The sequence below is a fragment of the Streptomyces sp. ISL-12 genome (assembly GCF_018614415.1).
Lineage (GTDB): Bacteria > Actinomycetota > Actinomycetes > Streptomycetales > Streptomycetaceae > Streptomyces.
Window position 1 is genome coordinate 32,120 of the sequence record NZ_JAGGOO010000052.1, and the last position, 22,522, is coordinate 54,641.

Below are 22,522 nucleotides of genomic sequence, written 5' to 3' on the forward strand. Positions count from 1 at the left end.
AGATCGGTCTCTCGTCCCCCGTCATTCGAATTCCGGGGCCTTCGCGTGCTCGCCGCGCGCGTACCGGTCCGTCGCCGCCACCAGCAGTTCCGCCATGCTCGGCGCCCCCGCGTTGTGCCCGACGTCGTCCACCATCAGCAGTTCGCTCTCCGGCCAGGCGTGGTGCAGGCGCCATACGGTGCCAAGGAGATTGCCGGGATCGAGTGCGCCCTGGACCAGGGTGCCGGGGATGCCCGCCAGCAGGTGCGCGTCGCGCAGCACGACCCCCTCCTCGCCGCTCTCACCGCCCTCACCGCCCTCACCGCCCTCACCGCCCTCACCGCCCTCGCCGAAAAAGTGGCCGTTGGCCCAGTAGTGCGTCACCGTGCGCGCGAATCCCATGCGGAACACCGGGTCCTCGTAACGCGGCACCGAACGCGGCGGGGCGGAGGCGATCGCCGTCTCCCAGTCGGTCCAGGCGCGGGCCGCCCGCTCGCGCGTCTCCGGGTCGGGCGACTCCAGCAGCCGGTTGTACGCGGCGGCCAGGTTGCCGTCCCGCTCGCCCTCGGGGACCAGGGCGCGGAACTCCTCGAAGGCCGCCGGGAACAGCTTGCCGAGCCCTCGGGTCAGGAGCGTGACCTCGGGGTCGGAGCCGGTCGCGACCGCTGTCAGGACCAGTTCCGTCACCACGCCGGGGTGCGTCTGCGCATAGCGCAGTCCGAGCGCCGACCCCCAGGAGACGCCCCAGACCAGCCACCGTTCGATACCGAGATGCCCGCGCAGCCGCTCCAGGTCGGCGAGGAGGTGCGCGGTCGTGTTGACGCTCATGTCGGTGTCGTAGGCGCTCGCGTGCGGTGTCGAGCGCCCGCAGCCGCGCTGGTCGAACAGCACGATCCGATACGCGGCCGGATCGAAGCAGCGGCGGAACGCCGGGCTCTTTCCGGACCCGGGGCCGCCGTGCAGCACCACGGCCGGCTTGCCCTCGGGGTTGCCGCAGGTCTCCCAGTGGATGCGGTTGCCGTCACCGACGTCGAGCATGCCGTGGTCGTACGGTTCGATCTCCGGATACACGCCCATCCGGGCACGCTAACCCGCTCGCGGCGCTCCCGTCGCCCCGTTTTCGGCGGGCAGTCCGGCGGCGCGCGCCGCCGTGGTGAGGACCTCGCGGAGCATCTCCGGGGTGAGCCGGCCGGTGAAGGTGTTGCGCTGGCTGACGTGGAAGCAGCCGAAGAGGTCGAGGTCCTCGCCTCCGTCGCCTCCGGTGCCACCGCCCTCGGCAGCGAGGGTGAACCGCGCGCCGTGCCCGAACGCCGGACGCGGCCGGGGCACCGTCCAGCCCGCCGCGGCGAACGCGGGCAGCGCGGCCTGCCAGCCGAAGGCGCCCAGGACGATCACGGCCCGCAGGGTCGGACGCAGCAGCCGCAGTTCCTGGACCAGCCAGGGGCGGCACGTGTCGCGTTCCTCGGGGGTGGGTTTGTTGGCGGGCGGGGCGCAGTGCACCGGCGAGGTGACGCGCACGCCGCGCAGTTCCAGTCCGTCGTCGGCGGCGACGGCGGTGGGCTGTGAGGCGAGGCCCACGTCGTACAGGGCCCGGTACAGCACATCGCCCGAGCGGTCGCCGGTGAACATGCGCCCGGTGCGGTTGCCGCCGTGGGCCGCCGGGGCGAGGCCGACGATGAGCAACCGGGCGTCCGCGGGTCCGAAGCCGGGGACCGGGCGGCCCCAGTACGTCCAGTCGGCGAAGGCCGCCCGCTTGGTGCGGGCCACCTCCTCGCGCCAGTCGACCAGCCGTGGACAGGCCCGGCAGCCCGTGATCCGCTGGTCGAGTCCGGTGAGGGCGTTGCTGTCCATGTCTCCACGGTAGGGCGGGGCGCCACCGGGTGCCCCGGCGGCCGATCGGCCGAAGCGGACCGGTCACCGGTACCCCGCAGCCCGCCCGCTCATCACGGCCCCAGCCCCCGTGACGGCCGGTGCAAGAGGCCATTTCGGCAGGGAAAACGCAACTTCGACAGGGTCCGCGCAGGCCGCTACCTTCACCGGGTCTTCGGCGATCACCCACGGTCGCACTACCCCCAACCCGGGAGAGACGCATGCCCCATCTCGTGCTGTACACCTTCGGCGTCCTGAAGTCACCCCTCGCCGATCCCACACCTGCCACACACGAGTTCTACGACATCGGTGAGGCCGTCTACCGGAAGATCGGCCAGCACCCCGGATACCTCGCGCGTGCCGAAGCGGCAGACGGCGACCGGGGCGCGCTCTTCGGGGCGGACTGGGGTGCGTGGGGAGAGTTCGCCGTACCGACTTGGTACGGCAAGGGCCGTACGGTGGAAACCACCGCCCTGGCCACGACCCTCTCGCTCTGGACCGACCTGCGCTCCGCCTTCGACGCCGTCTACACCGGTCTGCACCGTGAGGCACTGAACCGGCGTTACGACTGGTTCGAGAGGACAGCGCACCCGAATCACGTGTTCTGGTGGGTCTCCGACGGCGTGATACCCACCTGGCAGGACGGGGTTTCCAGGCTGGAACACCTCCACGACCACGGCTCCGCGCCGCACGCCTTCACCTTCCACCACCCGTTCGCCCCGGACGGAACTCCGGCCGGCGTCAATGGCGTCGCGCCGAAGAGCGACCAGGTGCGCTGACAAGGAGCCTGGACGACTGGATGCGCTGTCGAACGCCTCGACGGAGGATTCGCGGAGCCGACCACTAAGGTCGGGGGCATGGCTTCCGAGCGTGATGAGGACAGGAACGGCGCGGGGACCCACGGACCGGGTCCCGCCGAAGTGACGGCCACCGGCCGGACGGGCGGGGCGCCCGCCGCGGAGGCCACTGCCCCGGAGACCACCGCCGGGGACGGCACCGAGCGGGCCGCCGATCCCAAGGTGGCCGCCGCGATCGCCGCGGCCGAGGCGGCCGGAGCACAGCACGGCGAGACCGTCCGCGTCGACAGCTGGATCTGGGCCGTCCGCCTGGTCAAGACACGCTCCGTCGGGGCGACCGCCTGCCGGGGCGGTCACGTCCGCGTGAACGGCGAACGCGTGAAGCCCGCGCACTCCCTGCGTGTCGGCGACGAGGTCCGCCTGCGCCACGAGGGCCGGGAACGCGTCGTCGTCGTGAAGCGCCTGATCCGCAAGCGGGTCGGCGCCCCGGTGGCCGTCCAGTGCTACGTCGACAACTCCCCGCCGCCCCCGCCGCGCGAAGCGGTCGCCCCCATCGGCGTCCGCGATCGCGGCGCGGGCCGGCCGACCAAGCGCGACCGGCGCGAACTGGAACGCCTGCGCGCCCTGAACAGCCTCAGCGGTCCGACCGGCCCGAGCAGTCCGACCGGCACGAGCAGCCCGAAGGGCCGCTCCGGCGAACGCTGACCCACGCCACCGAACCCACCGAACCCTCCGGACCGGTCGCCGCCACGGCCGGCCCCTCGGCATGCGCCCCCGCGCCGCACCGGTAACGCGCCGGACACACCGCCGCGACACTACGGCCCGAAGATGATCACCGCACTCGGCCCTCAACTCCCTCCCCGGGCCCGGCATATCACCGACGCCCCATCGACGGCGGGCCGGTACCGCTGCTAGACCTGCACATCGCACCACCCGCACTGCCAGCACCACCAGCACTGCCAGCACCACCAGCACTGCCAGCACCACCAGCACTGCCAGCACCACCAGCACTGCCAGCACTGCCAACACCACAGCACTCCGCACTACCAGCACCACGCACCACGCATTACCAGCACCACGCACCACCCGCATTACGCCCCACTTGGCATGTTCGCACCACTTGCACCACCTCCACCCATCCCTCAAGGAGGAGCATGTGAGAGCACGTCGCGCGGCCGTCCGGGCTGCCTCGGCGCTCGTCGCCACCTTCGCGCTGACCGCCGGACTCCCCGGACTCGCCGGCCCCGCCACCGCGGCGGCCGGCACAGCGCCGTCTGCGGTCGCCACCGCGACCGACCCGGTCACGCACGAGGAGAACGACCGCGTCCCCGAGGGCTCGGTCTGGACCCAGCACTACTTCCCGTCCGCGGACGACTCCGGCACCGAACTGCACGCCGACGTCCTGCTGCCGGAGTCCCTGCCCAAGAACAAGCAGGTGCCGGTCATCCTGTCGGTCGGCCCCTACTTCGCGCACTCGGGGCAGACCGGCCCGGAGGGCTTCACCCACACCGGCCCTTCCGCTCGGTTCAACGACTTCATCGAGGGCGCCGACCTGTTCGACAACGGCTACGCCTTCGTCATGGTCGACCTGCGCGGCTTCGGCGGTTCCACCGGCTGCCTGGACTGGGGCGGACCCGGCGAGCAGGCCGACGTCGAGGCCGCCGTCGACTGGGCCGCGAAGCAGCCCTGGTCCACCGGCGCCGTCGGCATGTACGGCAAGTCGTACGACGCCGTGACCGGGCTGATCGGCAACAACCTGGACCAGCGCGCGCTCAAGGCCGTGGTGGCCCAGGAGCCCGTGTGGGACATGTACCAGTACATCTACTCCAACGGCGTGCCCCGTCCGAACGTGACCGGCACCGCCGGCGCCTACAACTCCATCGCCACGATGGAGCCGATGACGGACGACGACGCCTATTACCAGGCCAACGCCCGCTACGAGGACAGCCACCCGGAATGCCTGACCGAGAACTCGGCCGGGTACCGAATAGCCGACCAGTGGGACGAGCACTGGACCTCCCGTGACCTGGCCAAGCTGGCCAAGGGCAGCGACACCCCGCTCTTCGTCACCCAGGGCTTCATCGAGAACAACACCAAGCCCGAGGAGATGGAGGAGTACCTCGACAACCACCGCGGCGTCGAGCGCGGCTGGCTCGGCCAGTGGGACCACGTCCGCGGCGGCGACCGCGTCGGCGACGGCCGCCTCGCCATGGGCCGCGAGGGCTGGTACGCGGAGACGCTCTCCTTCTACGACCAGTACCTGAAGGGCACCAAGCCGACGGTCCGCTACCCGGCCTACGCCGTCGAGGACTCCACCGGCGCCTGGCGCGCCCAGCGCACCTGGCCGGTCGTCGAACGGTCCGTCGACCTCTCCCTGGGCGGCGGCTCGTACGTGGACGACGGCGGTGCCTCGGCCCGTGCGACGCTGACCGCGTCCGGGGGCACCCCGGCCCCGAAGCAGTCGCAGCCGTCGGGCACGTGGGACATGGAGAACGCGCCCGCGACCGAGCAGGCCGCGCCGAAGGGACTGGCCGAGGCCCAGACCGAGAGCCAGCGGGCCGGTGACATCACCTCCAGTTTCTTCGTGTGGTCGAAGCCGGTGCGGCAGGACGTACGCGTCACCGGTACTCCGCGGATCTCGCTGACCGCGCGGGGCGAGGGCAACATCATGCTCAAGCTCTACGACGTCGCCCCGGACGGCAGCGCCGTCATGTTCGACGAGCAGGTGTCGCTGGTGGAGTCGGGCCGGCTGACCGTCGACCTGAAGTCGACCGACTGGACGCTGGCCGCAGGGCACGTCCTGGCCGTCGAGATCGGCTCCGTCCAGACCGGCTCGTGGCGCGACACGCCCTCCGGCGAGACCATCAAGGTCAAGAACGCGCGGCTGCGGCTGGCTCTGGACGACCCGGCCGACGACGTCGCCACCCAGGGCGACCGCTCACCGTTCCTGGACACCTATCTGAGCCAGTACACGGTGCGCCTGCCGGCCGGTCCGCCGTCGTTCACTGTGGTCCCGGGCGGTCGCCTCTGAGGCCCCCTCCCCCGGCCCGGCCGTGCCCGTGGCCCGCGGTTCAGGCCGCGGGCACGGCCCGCACCCATATCCGGTCCTCGGTCAGATACCGGTCCACTCTCAGCCCCGCCTCCGCCAGCACCTCCTCGAGCCGCTCCCGCGTCATCGGCCGCGTCCGGAAGGTCTGCGTCCAGACCGCGTCCGGGAACTCGTACTCCGCGCGTACCTCGTTGACTCCGTCGCCGACCGGTTCCGACGAGGCGATGCGCACGGTGAAGCCGCCGGGGTCGACCCGCTCCCGGGGCACCCGGGTGTGGTAGTCCTCGCCCTCCCGCTGGATCAGCACGCAGCCGCCCTTCGCCACGTGCCGCACACAGGCTCGCAGCAGCCCCCGCCGCACCTCCGGGTCGGAGGTGTGCACGAGGAACGAGGCGAGCAGCACCGCGTCGAACGTCTCGCCCAGGTCGAGGTCCTCGATCGGCCCGCATATCGTGCGTGCCCCTCGGACACGCTCCAGCATCTCGGCGGACTCGTCGACGGCCGTCACCGCGAACCCGCGCTCCCGCAGCGGGTGGGTGATGCGCCCGGCGCCGCTGCCCAGCTCCAGGACGCGTGCCCCCGCCGGCACGGCAGACGCGATGATGTCCGGCTCGGCTCCGGCCGGCAGCCGGGAGTAGAGCTCGACCGCACAACCGTCCGGGGTGATGGCCCCAGGTCCCGTCCCTTTGTGCCCCGCTCGCTTTTTCAGCTCCATGCCCGTCCAACGGACCGCTCCCGCACGCCCGTTCCCACCTCCGGCCGGCTCACCCGAACGAGTGAGCACCGGGCGGCATCGGCCCGCCTGGTCAACGGTTCCGGTGCCGAGTAGGTTGCCAGGTGGGAGCGGTGATCGAGATGCGTACAGGCAGTGAACCGGTGACCGCGCGCAGTGCGCTGCGGGCGCGTTTCTGGCTGAGTGTGTGGGGCGTGGGCTGGACGGCCTTCGGGACGGTGGCGTTCGTGCTGGCCGGGCGGCCCGGGTGGGCCGCGGCCTGCGCGGCGTTGTGGCTGATCGTCACGGTCGACCTGATGGTGGTCGTGCGGCACATCCGGCAGGGCCCGCACTGGCAGCCCGGCCGGAACATCCCGCCGTACCGGCCACTGGACGAACCGCTGAACAGGACGCCGGAGGAACCGCTGGACAAACACCGCTGAGGCGGCCCGCGCCGAACACGGGCCCTGCGGGCGGCCCCGTACCAGGAACCGATCCAGGAACCGACCGGAACAGCCCAGGGACACCCCCAGGCACCGCCCAGGAACAACCCTGACCGGCCGGTCCTCAGCCGTCGAAGTCCGCCCGCCGCAGGAACTGCGGGTTGGGATCCAGCGCGGCGGCCAGTCGGAAGTGGCGTCGGGCCTGCTCAGGGCGGTTCTGGCGTTCGTAGGTGCGGGCGAGCGCGAAGTGCGCGAAGGCGTTGTCCGGCTCCCGTTCCAGAACGATCGTGAATTCCAGCTCGGCGGGTCTGAGCTGCGCCGCGGCGAAGAAGGCACGCGCGCGCAGCAGCCGGGCGGCGGTGTTCTCCGGGTGCGCGGCGATCACACTGTCCAGCAGCTTCACCGCGCCCTGCGGGTCCCGCGCCGCGAGCAGGTGCTCGGCGGCACGGAAGTCGATCACGTCCGTCTCCGGCGTACGTCCGGTCGGTCCGCTGGTCTCGGGCACGGCAGAGTCCTTCCCTCACTGGGGCGGTTCAACGCGGGTGCGGGTGCCGCTATTCCTGGGGCGGCCGGGACTTCCGGGAGTCGCCGTGCGCCCTGCGCGCCAGCTCCGCCCACACCTCTTTCACCCGGCGCCGCAGGTCCTCCAGCGGGACGTCGTTGTCGATGACGATGTCCGCGATCGCCCGGCGCTGCTCGCGCGTCGCCTGGGCGGCCATCCGGGCGCGGGCGTCCTCCTCGGTCATACCGCGCAGCCGGACCAGCCGGTCGAGCTGGGTGACGGGGGCGGCGTCGACGACGATCACCACGTCGTACTGCGGCGCCAGACCGTTCTCGGTCAGGAGCGGGACGTCGTGCACGACGACGGCGTCCGGCGCCGCGGCCCGCTCCAGTTCCTCGGACCGGGTGCGCACCAAGGGGTGCACGATCGAGTTCAGTACGCCGAGCCGCTCCTGGTCGGAGAAGACGACCGCACCCAGCTTCGGCCGGTCCAGAGTGCCGTCGCCGGCGAGGACGTCCGCGCCGAAGGCCTCGACCACCGCGGCGAGCCCCTCGGTCCCGGGCTCGACCACCTCGCGCGCGATGCGGTCAGAGTCGATCAGTACCGCACCGCACTCCACGAGCAGCCCGGACACTTCGCTCTTGCCGGCGCCGATCCCGCCGGTCAGGCCCACTCTCAGCATGACCGCAAGCCTAGGGGTTGCCAGGGCCTGCCTGACAATTCCCGCCTGCGCTGCGGCGTCAGACACGCCCTCTCGCCGCACCGGCCCTGACCCGAGTACGTCCAGTACGAGGGCCAGGGGCCGGCACTCCCCCAGCCTCCGGCCGGGGGGACCCCCAGAGCACGCGCCTGACGCCGCAGAGCCGCCCTTCGGGCGACGACGGGAATGGTCAGACAGGCCCTAGCCGTCCCCCTCGCGCTCCGCCAGGAACCGTTCGAACTCGCGGCCGATCTCGTCCGCCGAGGGGATCTCGACGGGCTCGGCGAGCATGTTGCCCCGGGTCTCGGCGCCCGCGGCGGCGTCGTACTGGTGCTCAAGGCCCTGGACGAGCGCGGTGAGTTCCTCGTCGCCCTCCTGGATCTGCCGGTCGATCTCGGTCTGGGTGCGGTGCGCCTGGGTGCGCAGCGCGTGCGCGATGCCGGGCAGGACGAGGCCGGTGGCGGCCGTGATGGCCTCCAGGACGGTCAGCGCGGCGTCCGGGTAGGCGGAGCGGGCGATGTAGTGCGGGACGTGGGCGGCGACGCCCAGGACGTCGTGGCCGGCCTCCATGAGCCGGTGCTCGACGAGCGCCTCGGCGCTGCCGGGGACCTGTGCCTCGTCGAAGGGGCTGCGGTGGCCCGGCACCAGCTCGGAGCGGTTGCCGTGCGGGGTGATGCCGACGGGGCGGGTGTGCGGGACGCCCATCGGGATGCCGTGGAAGCTGACGGACAGGCGGACGCCGAGCCGCTCCACGATCTGTCCGACGGCCGCGGCGAAGCGCTCCCACTCGACGTCGGGTTCGGGACCGGACAGCAGCAGGAAGGGCGCTCCGGTGGCGTCCTGGACGAGCCGCACCTCCAGAGAGGGCACCTCGTAGTCGGTGTAGCGGTCACGCTTGAACGTCAGCAGCGGCCGGCGGGCCCGGTAGTCCACGAGCCGGTCGTGGTCGAACCGGGCGACGACCTGGTGGGGCAGCGAGTCGAGCACCTGGTCGACGATCTGGTCGCCGGTCTCCCCGGCGTCGATGTAGCCGTCGAAGTGGTAGAGCATGACAAGGCCGGCCGACTCCTGGGCGAGCGCCATGTCGACCACGGCCAGGCCCTTCGGCTCCCATGCGTACAAACCCTGCGGATCAAGCACTGTGACGGTCCTCCCTTGTCTTCCCCCTGGTCGAACGTGCACGGAGGCCCGGGCATTCCCGTCCGAGCCCCCGTGCGCGCGGAACCTCACCGGGTTCTCAGGAGTTCTCAGGAGGCCAGCACGCGCGCGTGCAGTTCCGTCACCACCTTGCGCGCGGACGCGATCGCGCCGTGCTGCCAGGCGTCGAGGTGGCTGAGGTAGTCACCGGCGAAGTACACATGGCCCTGGGCCTGGTTGAGGGGTGCGTAGGCGGGGGCGTCGGGGCCGCCGGGCATCGAGTGCCAGGCGCCTTCGAGGTACGGGGTGAGCTTCCACTGGTGGGAGAAGGCGGCGGCGAGTTCGGTCCGGTACTTCTCGCCGTGGATCTTGACGCCCTGGGCCACGGCACGGGCCCGGCGTTCGGCGGGAGTGAGCGCCGAGTACGTCTCGGAGGCGGCGCCGGTGTTGTAGTAGCCGATGAGCAGACCGCGTTCGCCGAGGTGGCCGTAGGACGGGTACCAGATGTGGGTGAGGTCGAGGTCGGTCTCGGTGATGCCGCCGAAGATCTTGAAGTCGGTCTCCCACCAGCGGCTCTTGTACTCCAGGCCGATCTTCGACGCCTGGGAGGGCTTGACGGCCTCCAGGGCGGTCTGTACGGCGGAGCCGAGGTTGTGGGAGGTCCGGGCGAGGAGGTGCGGGGCGAGGGTGGCGATGCAGTAGTCGGCCTCGATGGTGCGCCTCCGGCCGTTGTGCGTGTAGGTGACGACGACGCCGTCGGAGGTGTTGCGGACGTCGGTGACGGGGGCGCCGGTGCGTATCCTGCCGTGGCCGATGGCGCGGGCGAACGCCTCGGGTATCGCGTCCATGCCGCCGACCGGCTGGAACATCAGCATCGCCTGGTCGTAGCCGAACTCGAAGGAGAAGTACCGGCCGACGTTGGAGGCGAAGACGTCGGCGAGGGAGGGCACGCCGCCGAGTTGCTCACCGGGCGTGCCCGCGGCGCCGGGGTCGACGGTGAAGCCGCGGTGTTCGGTGCCGGTGTACTTGTGGTCCGCGCCGAGGGAGCCGTAGCTCTTGAGGAAGGTGAGCAGGCGTTCCTTGTCGTCGGCGGTGAGGTCGGCGTCCAGGGCGCCGGAGTCGGTGGCCTTGGCGAGCAGTTCGGAGACATAGCCGTAGACGTCGGCCTTGGCGGTGCGGTACTGGACCGGGGCCGCCATGCCGTTGCCCTCGTTGTAGATCAGGGCGCTGGCGTTGGTGTTGGTGAACACCTCGATCTCGACGCCGAGTTCGCGGCAGTAGTCGAGGGTGTTCATCCACTGGGCGAGGCGGCCGGGGCCGCAGTTCATGTACTGGCCCTCGCTGAACCGGGCCGTCTGGCGGTGGCCGTTCAGGTCGACGGTGGTGTCGCCGCCGCGGACGGTGAGGTTGCGGCCGCCGACGCGGTCGCGGGCCTCCAGGACGGTGCAGTCGTAGCCGGCCTTGCCGAGTTCGTAGGCGGAGGTGAGGCCGGCGATGCCGCCGCCGATGACGACGACCTTCGCGGGCTTGCCGTGGCGGCCCTGAAGGTGGAAGTCGCCGCTGCGGGGCGCCTGGAAAGGCGCCTCCTTCTCGGCCGCCCAGGCGGCGGTGGGGGCGAGGCCGAGGGCCCCCATGGTGGCGAACATGGCACCGGCGCCACCGGTGACGCCGACGGTGCGCAGAAAGCCGCGGCGGCTGGTTACCGTTCCCGACTGAGGCTCTGCCATGCGGCGGATCCCCTTTCCCTTGGGTCCCGACAGATGTCCCTGGAGACGTCCAGACGTCCAGACGTCCAGACGTCCATGAAGACGTCCCTGGTGATCACCGCCGTACGCGACGGCTGTGATCTTGAAGTCGGGAGGGATCCTCACAGCGGCGTGTTACACGCCGACAGGCACAGGTGTATCGCACACATTGCTGTGTGTTACGGCTGCGTGGGCCGGGAACGCGGGAAGGCCCCGCTCCCTCGAAGGGGAGCGGGGCCTTCCGCAGACGGGCCTGAGCGTCAGCTCTGGCCGCCGGCCAGCTTCTCGCGCAGCGCGGCCAGCGCCTCGTCCGACGCCAGGGCGCCGGAGTTGTCGGCACCCTCGGAGGAGTACGAACCGCCACCGGACGCGGCCGGAGCCGCACCCGCGACGTCGCCACCCTCGGCAGCGGCCTTCTCGTCCGCCTCGCGGGACTTGATGACCTGCGCCTGGTGCTGCTCGAAGCGGGTCTGCGCCTCGGCGTACTGGCGCTCCCACTCCTCGCGCTGCTTCTCGTAACCCTCGAGCCAGTCGTTGGTCTCGGGGTCGAAGCCCTCGGGGTAGATGTAGTTGCCCTGGTCGTCGTAGGACGCGGCCATGCCGTACAGGGTCGGGTCGAACTCGACCGCCGACGGGTCGGCACCGAAGGACTCGTTGGCCTGCTTCAGCGAGAGGCTGATGCGGCGGCGCTCGAGGTCGATGTCGATGACCTTGACGAAGATCTCGTCGTTGACCTGGACGACCTGCTCCGGGATCTCCACGTGGCGCTCGGCCAGCTCGGAGATGTGGACCAGACCCTCGATGCCCTCGTCCACGCGGACGAACGCACCGAACGGAACCAGCTTCGTGACCTTGCCGGGCACGACCTGGCCGATCTGGTGGGTGCGGGCGAACTGCTGCCACGGGTCTTCCTGGGTCGCCTTCAGCGACAGGGAGACGCGCTCGCGGTCCATGTCCACGTCGAGGACCTCGACGGTGACTTCCTGACCGACCTCGACGACCTCGGACGGGTGGTCGATGTGCTTCCAGGACAGCTCGGAGACGTGGACCAGACCGTCGACGCCACCCAGGTCCACGAAGGCACCGAAGTTGACGATCGAGGAGACGACGCCGGACCGCACCTGGCCCTTCTGGAGGGTGGTGAGGAAGGTCTGGCGGACCTCGGACTGGGTCTGCTCCAGCCAGGCACGGCGGGACAGGACCACGTTGTTGCGGTTCTTGTCCAGCTCGATGATCTTGGCCTCGAGCTCCTTGCCCACGTAGGGCTGGAGGTCGCGGACGCGGCGCATCTCGACCAGGGAGGCCGGGAGGAAGCCACGGAGGCCGATGTCGAGGATGAGACCACCCTTGACGACCTCGATGACGGTACCGGTGACGATCCCGTCCTCTTCCTTGATCTTCTCGATGGTGCCCCAGGCACGCTCGTACTGGGCGCGCTTCTTCGAGAGGATCAGGCGGCCTTCCTTGTCCTCCTTCTGGAGAACAAGGGCCTCGATCTCGTCACCGACGGCGACGACCTCGTTGGGGTCGACATCGTGCTTGATCGAGAGCTCGCGGCTCGGGATCACACCTTCGGTCTTGTAACCGATGTCGAGCAGGACCTCGTCCCGGTCGACCTTCACGATGACGCCGTCGACGATGTCGCCGTCGTTGAAGTACTTGATCGTCTCGTCGATCGCGGCGAGGAAGGCTTCCTCGTTACCGATGTCGTTGACCGCTACCTGCGGGGTGGTGGCGGTGGTCTCGGTGCTGCTCGTCATGTGGGAAAGGGCTCCGGTACGGACATTGAAGTCGTAGGTACTGCTACGCCGGAGCCCGTTTCGCTCTGCAGAAGCCGGACAGCCAAGGAAGCACCCCACCGGTGACCGGTATGGCGCCTCGACAACCGAGGGGACATACAACAGATGCGAGCGCAGCCTGCTACGTCTGAGGTGCGCAAGCTCGCAGCGCAACTTGTAGCATACGGGGGCAGCCGGGCAGGGTCAATGCGCGAAGCCGCACACCCGGGGCGGATCGCCGCATACCCGGCACAAAACGTGTCTCCCGAGGCCACGCGGGCCCTGCGGCGCCCCTGCGTGACACCCGTGGGACACGGTCGTACGGAAGAGCCGCGGAAACGCACGGCGAAACCGCGGAAACGTACGGAAGAAACCGCGGAGAACCACGGTAAGCCACGGAAGAGCCGCAGATCAGTACGAGGGAGCCGATCATCCAAGAGCCCGAAGGTCCCGAACCCGAGGCCACCCGTCGTGCGGCAGGCGTCACCGAGAGCGCCCGCGCCAACCGGGGCTGGTGGGACCGCAACGCGGACGAGTACCAGGTCGAGCACGGCACGTTCCTCGGCGACGACCGCTTCGTGTGGTGCCCCGAGGGGCTGGACGAGGTGGAGGCGCAGTTGCTCGGCCCGTCGGAGGAGCTGCACGGCAAGGAGATCCTGGAGATCGGTGCCGGCGCGGCCCAGTGCTCGCGCTGGCTGGCCGCCCAGGGGGCCCGGCCGGTCGCCCTGGACCTGTCGCACCGGCAGTTGCAGCACGCGCTGCGCATCGGGAGTCCGTTCCCCCTGGTGTGCGCCGACGCGGGCGCGCTGCCCTTCGCGGACGCCTCCTTCGACCTGGCCTGCTCCGCCTACGGGGCGCTGCCCTTCGTCGCCGATCCGCGGCTGGTGCTGCGGGAGGTGCGGCGGGTGCTGCGGCCCGGTGGGCGGTTCGTGTTCTCCGTGACTCACCCGATCCGCTGGGCCTTCCCCGACGAGCCCGGCCCGGAGGGGCTGAGCGTCGCGTCGTCCTACTTCGACCGCACGCCGTACGTCGAGCAGGACGGCGACGGCCGCGCGGTGTACGTCGAGCACCACCGCACGCTGGGCGACCGCGTCCGGGACGTCGTCGCCTCCGGCCTGACGCTGGTGGACCTGGTCGAACCGGAGTGGCCCGACTGGAACACCTCCGAGTGGGGCGGCTGGTCCCCGCTGCGCGGGCATCTGATCCCGGGGACGGCGATCTTCGTGTGCGTACGAGACTGAGCGCGTGATCCGTTACGACGCGCTGGACGCCCTGCCCCTACGTGCCGCCCTTCCTGGTCTGAACGACGCCTTGGAGGCGCACGGCACCTCGGTCCTCGTCGCCCCGCCCGGCACCGGCAAGACGACGCTGGTGCCGCTGGCGCTGGCCGGGCTGGTGGGCGAGGGCGCTCCCGCGCGGCGCGTGGTGGTGGCCGAGCCGCGCCGGATCGCCGCCCGCGCGGCGGCCCGGCGGATGGCCTGGCTGCTCGGCGAGCAGCCCGGCGAGAGCGTCGGCCACACCGTGCGCGGGGAGCGCGTCGTGGGGCGGCACACGCGCGTGGAGGTCGTCACGACCGGCGTACTGCTCCAGCGGCTCCAGCGCGACCAGGAACTGGCCGGCGTGGACGTCGTGATCCTCGACGAGTGCCACGAGCGGCATCTGGACGCGGACACGGCGGCGGCGTTCCTCTGGGACGTGCGCGAGACGCTCCGCCCTGAGCTGCGCCTGGTGGCGGCGTCGGCGACGACCGACGCGGAGGGCTGGGCCCGGCTGCTGGGCGGGGCGCCGGTGGTCGAGGCCGAGGGGGTCTCGTATCCGGTGGAGACGGTCTGGGCGCCGCCGGCGCGTCCGGTGCGGCCGCCGCACGGGATGCGGGTGGACCCGGCGCTGCTGACGCACGTGGCGTCGGTGGTGCGGCGGGCGCTGGCCGAGCGGGACGGGGACGTGCTGTGCTTCCTTCCGGGGGTGGGGGAGATCGCGCGGGTGGCGGGGCAGCTCGGCGGGCTCGACGGGGTCGAGGTGCTCCAGGTGCACGGGCGGGCCCCGGCGGCCGTGCAGGACGCGGTCCTGGCGCCCGGGCCGCGGCGCCGGGTGGTGCTGGCGACGTCGGTGGCGGAGTCGTCGCTGACGGTCCCGGGCGTGCGGGTGGTCGTCGACTCGGGCCTGGCGCGGGAGCCGCGGGTCGACCATGCGCGCGGGCTGAGCGCGCTGGCCACGCTACGGGCCTCGCGGGCGGCGGCACGGCAGCGGGCGGGCCGGGCCGGGCGGGAGGCGCCGGGCGTGGTCTACCGGTGCTGGACGGAGGCGGAGCACGACCGTCTGCCGCGTTTCCCGGCGCCGGAGATCAAGGGGGCCGACCTGACGGCGTTCGCCCTCCAGGCGGCCTGCTGGGGCGACCCGGACGCCTCCGGGCTGGCGCTGCTGGACCCGCCGCCGGGCGGGGCGATGGCGGCGGCGCGGTCGGTCCTGACGGCCGTGGGCGCGGTGGACGACGCCGGACGGGCCACCGCGCGGGGCGCTCGGCTGGCCCGGCTCGGGGTGCATCCGCGTCTGGGCCGGGCGCTGTTGGACGCGGGGGACTCCGGTGGGGGTGCGGCCGGGGCCTTCGGGGAGGCCGCGGAGGTCGTCGCGCTGCTGAGCGAGGAGGCACCGCGGGAGTACGGGGACGATCTGGCGTCCGCGGTACGGGCCGCCCGGCGCGGGGGTGACGCCTACGGGGCGCGGTGGCGGGCGGAGGTACGACGGCTGCGGGGGGTCTCCGGGGAGGTGTCCGGCCGGGGCGCGGGCCGGGCCGCCGACCGTGCTGCGGGCGGTGCCGGCGAGGCGGACGCCCGGCGGGAGGCTTCCGGGACCGGCGCCGGCGATGCCGACAAGCAGGCCACCAGCCGTACCGACGAAACGGACGCCCGGCGAGAGGCCCCCAGACCCAGCACCGACAATGCCGACAAGCAGGCCACCAGCCGTACCGACGGGCGGATCGCCGGGCTGGTCGCCGCGCTCGCCTTTCCCGAGCGGGTCGCCAAGGAGGACGGCGGGTCGTATCTGATGGCTTCCGGGACCCGGGCGGAGCTGGCCGAGGGGTCGGCGTTGCGCGGGGCGCCCTGGATCGCCGTCGCCGTGGCGGATCGGCCCGTGGGACGGCGGCACGCGCGCGTGCGGCTCGGCGCGGTCGTCGACGAGGACGTCGCGCGGCGTGCGGCGAGCGCCCTGCTGACGGAAGAGGACGAGGTGCGCTGGGCGGACGGGGACGTCGTCGCCCGGCGGGTCGAGCGGCTCGGGGCGATCGAGCTGGCGGCGCGTCCGCTGCGCGACCCGGACCCCGGACTCGTACGGGAGGCCCTGCTGGAAGGGCTGCGGCGGGAGGGGTTCGGGCTGCTGCGCCGGTCGGCGGAGGCGGACGCGCTGCGGCAGCGGCTCGCCTTCCTCCACCGGCACCTGGGGGCGCCGTGGCCCGAGGTGTCCGACGAGGAGCTCCACGCGCGCGTGGAGCAATGGCTGGAGCCCGAACTGAGCCGGGCGCGGCGGCGCGCGGACCTCGCGCGGATCGACGCCGGCCAGGCGCTGGCACGGCTGCTGCCCTGGGCCACCGGAGAGGCGGCACGGCTCGACGAACTGGCCCCGGAGCGGATCACCGTGCCCAGCGGGTCCCGGGTCAGGATCGACTACGGCGATCCCGAGCGGCCGGTGCTCGCGGTGAAGCTCCAGGAGATGTTCGGACTCCAGCGCACCCCGGAGGTCGCCGGGGTGCCGCTCCTGGTCCACCTGCTCTCCCCCGCGGGCCGCCCGGCGGCGGTCACCGCCGACCTCGCCTCCTTCTGGCGCGACGGCTACCGGGGCGTCCGGGCGGAGCTGCGCGGCCGGTACCCGAAGCATCCGTGGCCCGAGGACCCGGCCGGTGCCGAGCCCACCCGGTACACCAAGGCCCGGTCGGCCCGGAGGGACTGAGCAGGCGTACGCGGGTCAGGTCAGGCGGAGGGACTGGCGGAGGCGCTCGCGCTCGCCGAGGTCGTCTCGGACGGGCTCGGTGAGACCGTCTCCGCCGGCTCGACCGTCAGCTCCACGTCGACGGACGCGCCGCCCGCGGTGGTGATCCGCAGCAGGAAGGTTCCGGTGGTGTCGTCCGCGTACAGCGTCGGCAGCTTCAGCAGGCCCTTGGCATCGGTCTCCAGGTCCGTCAGACTGCGGACGGCCTTGCCGTCGGCGTCCTTGAAGTAGGGGCCCTTGTCGTTCTCGGTGGCGTCGGTGGCCGACGTGATGAGCGTGGCGGTGGCGGCGACCCGGTCCGCCACGGCGTCCTTGTAGGTGGCCTTCACCTCCACCTGGTCGGCGAAGGTGCCGCCCGCGGCGCAGGTGAGCGCGGTGGTGCTGGTGCGCACGACCGTGTCGGCGACGCGCTGGGTGACGGTGGCCTTGTAGTCGAGGCCGGGAACGGCGCGGCCCACGACCGTGGCGCGGACGAGGAAGCCGCCGGTCTTCTCCCCGGCGCGCAGCGCGGGCGCGGTGGCCACGCCGGAGCTGTCGGTGACGACCGTGGCGACGCTCTCGCCGGTGGTGAACTCGGCGTCGGTGGCGCCGATGACGGTGAAGCGGACCCGTACCTTGCCGACGGCCTTGCCGGCGGCGGTCTCCGCGCGGGTGCTGATCCGCTCGGTGAACGCGTCGCCCGCCATCGCGCTGAGCTTGCCGGTGCCGGCGTTCTCCAGGCGCGCCACGGTGTCGGTGGGGGTCTGGGGCGGGGACGTCTCGCCGGGGGACGGGGTGTCGGTGGCGGGCGGGGTGGAGGGCGCCGGATCGGAGGGGGACGGGGACTGGGTGGCCGGTGACGTGGACCGGCCGGATCCGTTCGACGACCCGGTGCTGGGTGACGTACTGGGCGAGGCCGTGGTGTCGTCGTCGCTGCGGCCCACGGGCAGCGTGCCGGTGCCGTCCGGGATCTCGTAGCTGCCCTTGCGGTAGTACTCCAGCCAGGACAGGACGGTGTGCAGGTACTCCGTCGAGTTGTTGTAGCTGAGGATGGCCGCGTCCAGGTCGTCCTGGTCCGACAGGTCCCAGCTGTTGCGGCACAGATAGTGGCCGGCGGCGAGGGCGGCGTCGTAGATGTTGTTGGGGTCGGCCTCGCCGTCGCCGTTGCCGTCGCGTCCGGCCCACGCCCAGGTGGAGGGGATGAACTGCATCGGGCCGACGGCCTGGTCGTACTCGCTGTTGCCGTCGTACGCGCCGTTGTCCGTGTCCTTGATGAGCGCGAAGCCGTTGCCGTCGAGCTGCGGGCCGAGGATCGGGCTGGTGGTGGTGCCGTCGGCGGTCACGGCTCCGCCGCGGGCCTGACCCGACTCCACCTTGCCGATGGCGGCGAGGAGTTCCCAGGGCAGGTTGCAGCCCGGCTTCGACGCGCGCAGCGACGCCTCGGCCTTCTTGTAGGCGTCCAGGACGGTGGCGGGGATGCCCGACTCGGCCGAACCCTGGGTGACGGAAGTGCCGATGGTCGACGAGGGCGAGGGGACGGGACTGTCGAGCGGCGGAAGGTCCGTGTAGTACGGCGAGTTGCCCGTGGCGCCGTCCCCGGAGCCGGGGTCGGCGGAGGACGCGGAGTCGGCGGTGCTCTGTCTGCCGTCGGCGCCGGCCGTGACGTCGGGAGCCTGGGACGCGGACAGGGCCGCGACCGCGACCGCCGCGACGGTGGTGGTCATCGCGCTCTTGCGCAACCGCCTGCCGATGTGCGCCGCCATAGAGTGAACCCCTCCCATGAACGCCGTGGCGTCCCTCTCCGTCGTGTGCTCGCCCTGTCGTGCTCGCCTCGGTGCGCCGGCCTCGGTGCTTGCCTCGGTGCGCTTGCCCTGGTGTGACGATCGGCCGGCGCCGCGGGTTGTATCCGCATCGTCGCAGAGACCCGGGTGCGCCTGCCCGACCGGTACGGTGCGCAGGCGACCCTACGACAACTTCCTTTCCACGGGCACCCGTTCGTGCCCGTTTCTTCCCGGTTGGACATGCCGCGTCGTCTGTCCGGCCCGTGCCCGCCATGAGGAGTCCGGTCGCCGTTCACGCTCGGCCGCGGGGGCGGTCTGGTTTCTCCGGGGTTTTCGGGATTCTCAGGCGGCGTCGACGCCTGCGCGGCGCCGAACCGGCCGGGCGGGCGCCCACGGGGTCGGCGGTCGCGATGAACAGGGTCATCGTGCGGTCGGGACGGGGCCGTGGCAGCAGCGTGAGGGCCAGGGCCAGGTAACCGCGGGTCAGGTCGGCCCAGCGGCGCCAGGCGGGTGGCTCTCCGGTGGCGTCCGGCGCGGCGGACGCCCGGTGGACGAGTCTGCGGCGCAGGTCGTCGCGTACGTGGCACACGGCCGAGGCGAGGGTGGCGGGGACCCGGGCAGTACTCGCGCCCAGGGCGAGGGCCGGGACCGGCGGGAGTGGCACGCAGGCCGGCCCGCCGGCGCCGGGCCGCCCCGGTGCCGTCCGGTGGTGGAGCATGCGTATACCCATGCCCGCATCCTCATGGGCGCCGGGGACGGGGGCGTTTTCGCGGGGGCCACCTGAGTGACGGGCCTCAGGGGGAGACTTCGGAGGGCTCCGGGGGGCTTCGGAGGACTGCGGAAGGCTTCGGAGGGCTTCGGAGGACTGCGGAGGGCTCCGGGGGGCTTCGGAGGACTGCGGAAGGCTTCGGAGGGCTTCGGAAGGCTTCAGAGGACTGCGGGAGGCTGCGGGGGCTTTCGAGGAAGAGGAAGCGCCGGTACGCCGAGGGGCCCGCACTGGGCGGGCGGAGCCCGGTCGGCCGTACTGACCGGGGACGGCCGGCGTACGGCCGCCGCCCCCGGAACACCCACCCGTCCTCCAGGACGCCGGGCGGCTAGTGCGCCGCCGACTCCCAGTCCGGGCCCGCGCCCACCGAGACGCCCAGCGGCACCCGGAGGGTCACCGCGTCGGCCATCTCGCGGCGGATCAGTTCCTCCGCCGCCGCGCGCTCGCCGGGGGCGATCTCCAGCACGATTTCGTCGTGGACCTGGAGCAGCATCCGGGACTTGAGGCCCGCCTCGGTCAGCGCCTTGTCCACGTTGAGCATGGCGATCTTGACGATGTCGGCCGCCGTGCCCTGGATGGGGGCGTTGAGCGCCATGCGCTCGGCGGCCTCACGGCGCTGCCGGTTGTCGCTGTTGAGGTCGGGCAGGTAACGGCGGCGGCCGAAGAGGGTCGCCGTGTAGCCGGTGGCCCTCGCCTCGTCGACGACCCGGCGCAGATAGTCCCGTACGCCGCCGAAGCGGTCGAAGTAGGCGTCCATCAGCATCCGGGCCTCGCCCGCGTCGATGTTCAGCTGCTGGGACAGGCCGAAGGCGGACAGCCCGTACGCCAGTCCGTACGACATCGCCTTGATCTTGCGGCGCATCTCCGCGTCGACCGCGCTCTGTTCGACGGAGAAGACCTGTGCGGCGGCGGTGGTGTGCAGGTCCTCGCCGGACGTGAACGCCTCGATCAGGCCGGCGTCCTCGGAGAGGTGGGCCATGACGCGCAGTTCGATCTGGCTGTAGTCCGCCGTCATCAGGGACTCGAAGCCCTCGCCGACCACGAAGCCGCGGCGGATCGCCCGGCCCTCGTCGGTGCGCACCGGGATGTTCTGCAGGTTGGGGTCGGTGGAGGAGAGGCGGCCGGTCGCCGCGACCGTCTGGTTGAACGTGGTGTGGATACGGCCGTCCGCGGCGATCGTCTTGATCAGGCCCTCGACGGTGACGCGCAGCTTGGCCTGCTCACGGTGGCGGAGCATGATCACCGGCAGCTCGTTGTCCGTCTGCGTCGCCAGCCAGGCCAGCGCGTCGGCGTCCGTGGTGTAGCCGGTCTTGGTCTTCTTCGTCTTCGGCAGGTTCAGCTCGCCGAAGAGGACCTCCTGGAGCTGCTTGGGCGAGCCCAGGTTGAACTCCCGGCCGGCCGCCGCGTGCGCCTCCTTCACCGCCTGCTGCACGGCACCGGCGAACATCTGCTCCATCGCCTGGAGGTGCTCCCGGTCCGCCGCGATGCCGTGCCGCTCCATCCGGGCCAGCAGCACGGAGGTGGGCAGCTCCATGTCCCGCAGCAGGTCCGCCGCGCCGACCTCCTGGAGCCGGCCCTCGAACGCCTCGCCCAGGTCGAGGACGGCGCGGGCCTGGATCATCAGCGCCTCGGCCTCGGCGGCGTCGTCCGCGCCGAACGCCAGCTGGCCGTCGGCCGCCGCGGCCGGGGCCAGCTCGCGGTGCAGGTACTCCAGGGACAGCGCGTCCAGGTCGAAGGAGCGGCGGCCCGGCTTGACCAGGTAGGCGGCGAGCGCGGTGTCCATCGAGACGCCCGCGATGTCCCAGCCGTGCTCGGCGAAGACCCGCATCGCGCCCTTGGCGTTGTGGAACACCTTGGCGCGGTCCGCGTCGGCCAGCCACGATGTCCAGGCGTCCTCGTCCGCCTCGTCCAGCTGAGACGGGTCGAACCACGCCGCCTTGCCGTCGGCCGCGGCGAGGGCGACCTCGGCGACCGAGCCGGTGCCCAGCGCCCAGGTGTCGACGGTGGCGACACCGAGGGGCGCGGTGCCGTGCTCGCCGAGCCAGCCGGCCAGCTCGCCGGTGGAGAGCACCGTGCCGTCCAGCTCCACGCCGTCCGCGACGACCGGGGTGGCCTCGGCCTCCTCGGCGCCCGGGTCGACGGCGTAGAGCCGCTCGCGCAGGGAGGGGTTACGGATCTCCAGGGTGTCCAGGATCATCGCGACGCCCTTGCGGTCGTACGCGGCGCGCTCCAGGTCGGTGACCGTCTTCGGCAGCGCCACCTGCCGCTCCAGCTCGGTGAGGCGGCGGTTGAGCTTGACCGACTCCAGGTGGTCGCGGAGGTTCTGCCCGGCCTTGCCCTTGACCTCGTCGACGCGCTCGACCAGCTCCGCGAACGACCCGAACTGGTTGATCCACTTCGCGGCGGTCTTCTCGCCGACGCCCGGGATGCCGGGCAGGTTGTCCGACGGGTCGCCGCGCAGCGCGGCGAAGTCCGGGTACTGGGCGGGCGTCAGCCCGTACTTCTCGACGACCTTCTCCGGGGTGAACCGGGTCAGCTCGGAGACGCCCTTGGTCGGGTAGAGGACCGTGGTGTGGTCGCTGACCAGCTGGAAGGAGTCCCGGTCGCCGGTGACGATCAGTACGTCGAAGCCCTCGGCCTCGGCCTGCGTGGCGAGGGTGGCGATGACGTCGTCGGCCTCGAAGCCCTCGACGGCGAAGCGCTGCACGCGCATGGCGTCGAGCAGCTCGCCGATCAGCTCGACCTGGCCCTTGAACTCGTCCGGCGTCTTGGAGCGGTTCGCCTTGTACTCGGTGAACTCCGCGCTCCGCCAGGTCTTGCGGGAGACGTCGAACGCCACCGCGAAGTGCGTGGGCGCCTCGTCACGCAGCGTGTTGGCCAGCATCGAGGCGAAGCCGTAGATCGCGTTGGTCGGCTGGCCGGTCGCGGTGGTGAAGTTCTCCGCGGGCAGCGCGAAGAACGCGCGGTACGCCAGCGAGTGCCCGTCCATGAGCATCAGGCGCGGGCGGCTGCCGCCGGTGGGGGTCTCGGTCTTCTTCGATGCTGTGTCTGCCACGTCCCCGATCCTGCCACGTGCCACTGACAGTGGGATCCACGCTCGCCGGTGCCCCCTGTTCGCCGTCGTGCGGTGCGGGTGCGTCGTGGCTGGTCACGTAGTTCCCGCGCCCCTCCAGGACGTCACCGGGACCGGCGTCACAAGGGCCGCCCCGTCGCCGGGCCCAGCGCTTCCGCCGGCGTACCGTGCGGGTCCGTCGCGACCGGGCACGCAGTTCCCCGCGCCCCTCCAGGACGTCACCGGGAC

Annotated in this window: 17 protein-coding genes; 6 read left to right on the forward strand and 11 right to left on the reverse strand. The window is 72.2% G+C overall.

Going from position 1 to position 22,522, the window contains the following annotated elements; translation table 11 throughout:
* Window positions 1–21: 21 nt before the first annotated feature.
* Together J7I94_RS14815 and J7I94_RS14820 are read right to left on the reverse strand one after the other, a co-directional pair.
* The gene (locus J7I94_RS14815; protein WP_215167542.1) at window positions 22–1,056 is read right to left on the reverse strand and encodes an alpha/beta fold hydrolase; all 1,035 of its coding nucleotides are present in this window, start codon (window positions 1,054–1,056) and stop codon (window positions 22–24) included.
* 9 nt (window positions 1,057–1,065) lie between these two features.
* Window positions 1,066–1,830: a uracil-DNA glycosylase gene (locus J7I94_RS14820; RefSeq protein WP_215167543.1), complete on the reverse strand. Its 765-nt coding sequence runs from the start codon at window positions 1,828–1,830 to the stop codon at window positions 1,066–1,068.
* A 239-nt stretch (window positions 1,831–2,069) separates the two neighbouring features.
* Here J7I94_RS14820 and J7I94_RS14825 point away from each other — a divergent pair, with 239 nt between their 5' ends.
* From J7I94_RS14825 to J7I94_RS14835, 3 genes are all read left to right on the forward strand, one after another.
* Window positions 2,070–2,627, forward strand: a complete 558-nt coding sequence (locus J7I94_RS14825) for a DUF3291 domain-containing protein (protein ID WP_215167544.1) — start codon at window positions 2,070–2,072, stop codon at window positions 2,625–2,627.
* A 78-nt stretch (window positions 2,628–2,705) separates the two neighbouring features.
* Window positions 2,706–3,350 (forward strand): RNA-binding S4 domain-containing protein, encoded by a 645-nt coding sequence (locus J7I94_RS14830; RefSeq protein WP_215167545.1) that lies wholly within the window; start codon window positions 2,706–2,708, stop codon window positions 3,348–3,350.
* 451 nt (window positions 3,351–3,801) lie between these two features.
* The gene (locus J7I94_RS14835) at window positions 3,802–5,676 is read left to right on the forward strand and encodes a CocE/NonD family hydrolase (RefSeq protein ID WP_215167546.1); all 1,875 of its coding nucleotides are present in this window, start codon (window positions 3,802–3,804) and stop codon (window positions 5,674–5,676) included.
* 40 nt (window positions 5,677–5,716) lie between these two features.
* Here J7I94_RS14835 and J7I94_RS14840 read toward each other — a convergent pair whose 3' ends face one another.
* The gene (locus tag J7I94_RS14840; protein ID WP_215167547.1) at window positions 5,717–6,409 is read right to left on the reverse strand and encodes a bifunctional 2-polyprenyl-6-hydroxyphenol methylase/3-demethylubiquinol 3-O-methyltransferase UbiG; all 693 of its coding nucleotides are present in this window, start codon (window positions 6,407–6,409) and stop codon (window positions 5,717–5,719) included.
* 140 nt (window positions 6,410–6,549) lie between these two features.
* Between J7I94_RS14840 and J7I94_RS14845 the strand changes: the two genes are divergently transcribed.
* A complete protein-coding gene (locus J7I94_RS14845; RefSeq protein ID WP_215167548.1) occupies window positions 6,550–6,849 on the forward strand; it encodes a DUF6343 family protein in 300 nt (99 codons plus the stop codon).
* Between the two features lie 124 nt (window positions 6,850–6,973).
* Here J7I94_RS14845 and J7I94_RS14850 read toward each other — a convergent pair whose 3' ends face one another.
* From J7I94_RS14850 to rpsA, 5 genes are all read right to left on the reverse strand, one after another.
* Complete coding sequence (locus J7I94_RS14850; protein ID WP_215167549.1) at window positions 6,974–7,354, reverse strand: tetratricopeptide repeat protein; 381 nt, start codon at window positions 7,352–7,354, stop codon at window positions 6,974–6,976.
* Between the two features lie 49 nt (window positions 7,355–7,403).
* Window positions 7,404–8,033 (reverse strand): dephospho-CoA kinase, encoded by a 630-nt coding sequence (gene coaE, locus J7I94_RS14855; protein ID WP_215167550.1) that lies wholly within the window; start codon window positions 8,031–8,033, stop codon window positions 7,404–7,406.
* A 219-nt stretch (window positions 8,034–8,252) separates the two neighbouring features.
* A complete protein-coding gene (locus J7I94_RS14860) occupies window positions 8,253–9,191 on the reverse strand; it encodes a PAC2 family protein (protein WP_215167551.1) in 939 nt (312 codons plus the stop codon).
* Window positions 9,192–9,298: 107 nt separating this feature from the next.
* Entirely contained in the window at window positions 9,299–10,915 is a 1,617-nt protein-coding gene (locus J7I94_RS14865) for a flavin monoamine oxidase family protein (protein WP_215167552.1), read from the reverse strand.
* A 278-nt stretch (window positions 10,916–11,193) separates the two neighbouring features.
* Entirely contained in the window at window positions 11,194–12,693 is a 1,500-nt protein-coding gene (gene rpsA / locus J7I94_RS14870) for a 30S ribosomal protein S1 (RefSeq protein WP_215167553.1), read from the reverse strand.
* Between the two features lie 449 nt (window positions 12,694–13,142).
* Here rpsA and J7I94_RS14875 point away from each other — a divergent pair, with 449 nt between their 5' ends.
* Together J7I94_RS14875 and J7I94_RS14880 are read left to right on the forward strand one after the other, a co-directional pair.
* Window positions 13,143–13,952 (forward strand): class I SAM-dependent methyltransferase, encoded by an 810-nt coding sequence (locus J7I94_RS14875; protein WP_215167563.1) that lies wholly within the window; start codon window positions 13,143–13,145, stop codon window positions 13,950–13,952.
* Window positions 13,953–13,956: 4 nt separating this feature from the next.
* Entirely contained in the window at window positions 13,957–16,656 is a 2,700-nt protein-coding gene (locus J7I94_RS14880) for an ATP-dependent RNA helicase (protein ID WP_215167554.1), read from the forward strand.
* Between the two features lie 20 nt (window positions 16,657–16,676).
* Here J7I94_RS14880 and J7I94_RS14885 read toward each other — a convergent pair whose 3' ends face one another.
* From J7I94_RS14885 to polA, 3 genes are all read right to left on the reverse strand, one after another.
* The gene (locus tag J7I94_RS14885) at window positions 16,677–18,437 is read right to left on the reverse strand and encodes a lytic transglycosylase domain-containing protein (protein WP_215167555.1); all 1,761 of its coding nucleotides are present in this window, start codon (window positions 18,435–18,437) and stop codon (window positions 16,677–16,679) included.
* A 310-nt stretch (window positions 18,438–18,747) separates the two neighbouring features.
* Window positions 18,748–19,185: a hypothetical protein gene (locus J7I94_RS14890; RefSeq protein ID WP_251075166.1), complete on the reverse strand. Its 438-nt coding sequence runs from the start codon at window positions 19,183–19,185 to the stop codon at window positions 18,748–18,750.
* Window positions 19,186–19,549: 364 nt separating this feature from the next.
* Complete coding sequence (polA, locus tag J7I94_RS14895) at window positions 19,550–22,276, reverse strand: DNA polymerase I (protein WP_215167556.1); 2,727 nt, start codon at window positions 22,274–22,276, stop codon at window positions 19,550–19,552.
* Window positions 22,277–22,522: the final 246 nt, after the last annotated feature.

Coding starts and splice junctions, on each gene's coding strand:
- J7I94_RS14815 (WP_215167542.1), bottom strand. CDS start 1,056: ATGGGCGTGTATCCGGAGATCGAACCGTACGACCACGGCATGCTCGAC.
- J7I94_RS14820 (WP_215167543.1), bottom strand. CDS start 1,830: ATGGACAGCAACGCCCTCACCGGACTCGACCAGCGGATCACGGGCTGC.
- J7I94_RS14825 (WP_215167544.1), top strand. CDS start 2,070: ATGCCCCATCTCGTGCTGTACACCTTCGGCGTCCTGAAGTCACCCCTC.
- J7I94_RS14830 (WP_215167545.1), top strand. CDS start 2,706: ATGGCTTCCGAGCGTGATGAGGACAGGAACGGCGCGGGGACCCACGGA.
- J7I94_RS14840 (WP_215167547.1), bottom strand. CDS start 6,409: ATGGAGCTGAAAAAGCGAGCGGGGCACAAAGGGACGGGACCTGGGGCC.
- J7I94_RS14845 (WP_215167548.1), top strand. CDS start 6,550: ATGCGTACAGGCAGTGAACCGGTGACCGCGCGCAGTGCGCTGCGGGCG.
- coaE (WP_215167550.1), bottom strand. CDS start 8,033: ATGCTGAGAGTGGGCCTGACCGGCGGGATCGGCGCCGGCAAGAGCGAA.
- J7I94_RS14865 (WP_215167552.1), bottom strand. CDS start 10,915: ATGGCAGAGCCTCAGTCGGGAACGGTAACCAGCCGCCGCGGCTTTCTG.
- rpsA (WP_215167553.1), bottom strand. CDS start 12,693: ATGACGAGCAGCACCGAGACCACCGCCACCACCCCGCAGGTAGCGGTC.
- J7I94_RS14885 (WP_215167555.1), bottom strand. CDS start 18,437: ATGGCGGCGCACATCGGCAGGCGGTTGCGCAAGAGCGCGATGACCACC.
- J7I94_RS14890 (WP_251075166.1), bottom strand. CDS start 19,185: ATGGGTATACGCATGCTCCACCACCGGACGGCACCGGGGCGGCCCGGC.